Raw genomic sequence first — 1444 nt, 5'->3', positions numbered from 1 at the left:
CCTGCGACGGAGTCGTGTGTTGTTTCAGATACTGCACAGTGGACGCGTAGCTTCTTTGTTGGTAAGTCCTCGGCCTATTAGTACCAGTCACCTCCACCCGTTACCGGGCTTCCAGTTCTGGCCTATCAACCCCATGGTCTGTAGGGGGCCTTAACCCATCGAGTGGGTGAGAAACCTCATCTTGGAACAGGCTTCCCGCTTAGATGCTTTCAGCGGTTATCCCTTCCGAACGTAGCCAACCAGCAGTGCCCTTGGCAGGACAACTGGCACACCAGAGGTTCGTCCGTCCCGGTCCTCTCGTACTAGGGACAGCCTTCCTCAAGTTTCTGACGCGCGCGGCGGATAGAGACCGAACTGTCTCACGACGTTCTAAACCCAGCTCGCGTGCCGCTTTAATGGGCGAACAGCCCAACCCTTGGGACCTACTCCAGCCCCAGGATGCGACGAGCCGACATCGAGGTGCCAAACCATCCCGTCGATATGGACTCTTGGGGAAGATCAGCCTGTTATCCCCGGGGTACCTTTTATCCGTTGAGCGACACCGCTTCCACATGCCGGTGCCGGATCACTAGTCCCGACTTTCGTCCCTGCTCGACATGTCTGTCTCACAGTCAAGCTCCCTTGTGCACTTGCACTCGACACCTGATTGCCAACCAGGCTGAGGGAACCTTTGGGCGCCTCCGTTACATTTTGGGAGGCAACCGCCCCAGTTAAACTACCCACCAGGCACTGTCCCTGAACCAGATCATGGTCCGAGGTTAGAGGTCCAATACGATCAGAGTGGTATTTCAACGACGACTCCACACACACTGGCGTGCATGCTTCACAGTCTCCCACCTATCCTACACAAACCGTACCGAACACCAATACCAAGCTATAGTGAAGGTCCCGGGGTCTTTTCGTCCTGCCGCGCGTAACGAGCATCTTTACTCGTAATGCAATTTCGCCGAGTCTGTGGTTGAGACAGCAGAGAAGTCGTTACGCCATTCGTGCAGGTCGGAACTTACCCGACAAGGAATTTCGCTACCTTAGGATGGTTATAGTTACCACCGCCGTTTACCGGGGCTTAAATTCTCAGCTTCGCGCCGAAGCGCTAACCGGTCCTCTTAACCTTCCGGCACCGGGCAGGCGTCAGTCCGTATACATCGTCTTACGACTTCGCACGGACCTGTGTTTTTAGTAAACAGTCGCTTCTCTCTGGTCTCTGCGACCACCCCCAGCTCACGGAGTAAATCCGGTCACCAGGCGTGGTCCCCCTTCTCCCGAAGTTACGGGGGCATTTTGCCGAGTTCCTTAACCACAGTTCTCTCGATCGCCTCAGTATTCTCTACCTGACCACCTGTGTCGGTTTGGGGTACGGGCCGTGTACCAACTCACTAGAGGCTTTTCTCGGCAGCATAGGATCACTGAATTCGCCTCAATCGGCTACGCATCACCTCTCAGG

Annotated in this window: 1 rRNA gene; it reads right to left on the bottom strand. The window is 55.5% G+C overall.

What is annotated here, in order from left to right:
- Positions 1-57 precede the first annotated feature (57 nt).
- Positions 58-1444: ribosomal RNA gene (locus tag RJ05_RS05550) — 23S ribosomal RNA — on the bottom strand; the annotation flags it as partial.

The organism is Nocardia cyriacigeorgica NBRC 100375 (assembly GCF_000308555.1).
Lineage (GTDB): Bacteria > Actinomycetota > Actinomycetes > Mycobacteriales > Mycobacteriaceae > Nocardia > Nocardia cyriacigeorgica.
This window is presented reverse-complemented; position numbering and strand designations above follow the sequence as displayed.